Here is a 2,255-nt window from a genome sequence, read left to right as displayed (position 1 = left end):
CCTGGTCCTGGAGCTTGCCCAGCTTCTCGGCGGCTTCGTCGTACGTCGCGCCGTAGACGAACTTCCGGACACGGTGGCCGTCCGTGTTGGTGACGTAGGCGGCCCCCTGGTACCGGCCGTCCTTCCGCCTGGTGACGGTTCCCCCGCCGTTGGGGCGACGCTTGGCCATCAGGCGGCCTCCTCGTACTGGAGCCGCGCCGCGAGGAAGTCCCGCAGTCCGTCAGCAGGGATACGGCGACTCCGGCCGATGGTCAGGGACGGCAGACGGTGTGTGCGGATCAGGTCGTAGACGGTCGTACGGCCGACCTTGAGCCATCCCATGACCTCCGGGACGGTCAACAGCTCCTCAGTCATCCCAGCCCCCTGTGTCGTCTGCTTCGAGTTGGGCCCGGTACTCGCGGGCGTGTTCACGGTTGTGCTGAAGGTCACGCCGGACGTTGGCGGCGAGCCAGGATTCGCCCGGCGTGTGGCCGTTGCCGGCATAGGCCCAGTGCGCGACGACGAGGAGCGTGGCCTCCGGGTGGTCATCGGGGTTGGGCAGGCCGAGGGATGCCCGTTGCTGGGCGGCGCGGTAGTCGGCGCGGACCTGACGTAAGGGCGCCCAGCGTGGTCGAGTAGCTGCGGGACTTGGTGGAGAAGTGGCCGCGGAAGCCGAGCATGTGAGCCCAGGCCCGCAGCCGCCGGTCCGGGTAGGCCCGATCGAGGTCCATGCAGGCCTCCATGAGCCGCCGGGGATGATCGGGTACACCGAGGAGGATCAGCGCTTCCTTGTTGCCCACGGGGTGGTCCACGGTGCCGGTCGTTTCGGCGGCTTTCGTGGCGTACTTGGCGACGTAGGAGGCGACCGCCTGTTCCGTCAGGTCTTCGCCGTTGCCGAAGGCGCCGATGGGCTGCACGTCGATCTGCTCGCCCCACCGGAGTACCCAGTCGTTGGTGAAGCCGTGCTCGGGGGTGGCCGGCACTGTGACGGTGACGCGGGCGGCAGCGGCCTGGATGGAGTCGGTGAGCAGGTCGAGGGTGGCCCAGGCGGGCGGTGGGCTGTCGGGCCCGTCCGGTCCGTCGAAGCGGATGACCGCGTGGAAGTGGACGGCCCCGCGCTTCTGGTACTCGGCGACCTTGCCGAAGGAGACGCGGGACTGGTCGCGGGTGGCTTTCTGTGTGAGTCCGGCGCGGGCGGCGATCTCCCGGCGGAGGTAGATCGTGAAGTAGCGCCACAGGTCGGAGGCGTGGTTGTTCCAGAGCACGGCGCCCGCGTAGTCGTACGTGGACGGGTCGAGCGGGGTACCCAGCTCCGGCGCGTCTTCCGGGTGCTGGGTGCCGCAGCGGCAGGGGCGGGTGCCGGGCCGGTTGTGGACGGGGCCGAAGGACGGGGCGGTCAGGGTGGCGAAGACGCGCGGGTGGTCGCGGATCGTCTCGGGGGTGCCCTTGGCGGGGTCTCCGACGAGGCCGGCGCGGATCAGGTGGTAGGTGTCTCCGGCGTACGTCCAGGCGCAGGCAGGGCACCGGGAGGCCCGGCGGTTGCCGCAGGCGACCCGGAGCACGCCGCCGGGTTCGGCGCTGGTGTCGTACGAGTGGAGCAGGGTCCCGGTGCCCGGGTCGATGAGCTTGGTGCCGCCGGAGAGGCGGATGGGGGCGGCGCATCCTCCGGTGCGGCGGATCTGTTCGTGGAGGCGGTCGAAGCCGGGGGCCCCGGCCACCTTGAGCAGGTCGCTCAGGGTGGCCGGGTCCAGGCCCGCCATGGTGGCGGCGTCGGTCACGCGGCCACCTCGGATCCGACCGGTACCAGCGAGCCCAGGACGGCGGTGGCGAGGGGCGCGGGGACGGCATTGCCGATCTGCTGGAACTGCTTGGTGCGGGAGCCGGCCCACGGGTATGCCGGGGAGAAACCCTGGAGAACTGCTGCCTCGGCGACGGAGAGCCGTCGAACCGGGGTGCTGTCGGCGTCGATCCAGGAGACGTCGTTGAGTGCCTTGGCGAACAGGAGGGTGGGCGCCGGCTGATCGAGTCGGCGACGGGTCGAGGCGGGCCGGTTGCCGACCCTGAGCATCCACGATCGAGCACGGCCGGTGATCGCCCAGGAGGGTCCGGTGGTGGGGAAGCGACTGCCGCCGGTGATGTGGTTCCCGCGGGTGATCACGACGGCCGGAGGGCAGCCGAGGACGTCGCCCATGGTCCGCCAGGGCGGCAGGCTGTCGCCGAAGAGGTCGGCGTGGGTTCCGCCGTCGGCGTGTGTGGGCTGCGGAGGGACGGCGGGG

2 protein-coding genes and 2 pseudogenes are annotated in these 2,255 nt (G+C 71.3%); all 4 read right to left on the bottom strand.

Annotation, left to right across the window (positions count from 1 at the left end; translation table 11 throughout):
* Positions 1 to 169 (bottom strand): annotated as a pseudogene (locus tag ACS04_RS39510) (site-specific integrase); the annotation flags it as partial.
* Positions 169 to 354 (bottom strand): helix-turn-helix domain-containing protein, encoded by a 186-nt coding sequence (locus ACS04_RS22935; RefSeq protein WP_037920416.1) that lies wholly within the window; start codon positions 352 to 354, stop codon positions 169 to 171. The gene ACS04_RS22935 and the pseudogene ACS04_RS39510, both read right to left, overlap by 1 nt.
* A pseudogene (repSA, locus tag ACS04_RS22930) lies at positions 347 to 1,757 on the bottom strand (replication initiator protein RepSA). Before repSA ends, ACS04_RS22935 begins: the two are co-directional and overlap by 8 nt.
* Positions 1,754 to 2,255: DNA cytosine methyltransferase (locus ACS04_RS22925; protein ID WP_048478605.1), on the bottom strand; the 502-nt coding region annotated here is incomplete at its 5' end. The pseudogene repSA and the gene ACS04_RS22925, both read right to left, overlap by 4 nt.

Origin of the sequence: Streptomyces roseus (assembly GCF_001044425.1) — a bacterium.
GTDB lineage: Bacteria > Actinomycetota > Actinomycetes > Streptomycetales > Streptomycetaceae > Streptomyces > Streptomyces roseus.
The sequence above is the reverse complement of the archived record's forward strand: the minus strand, read 5'-3'. Positions and strand labels throughout refer to the sequence as shown.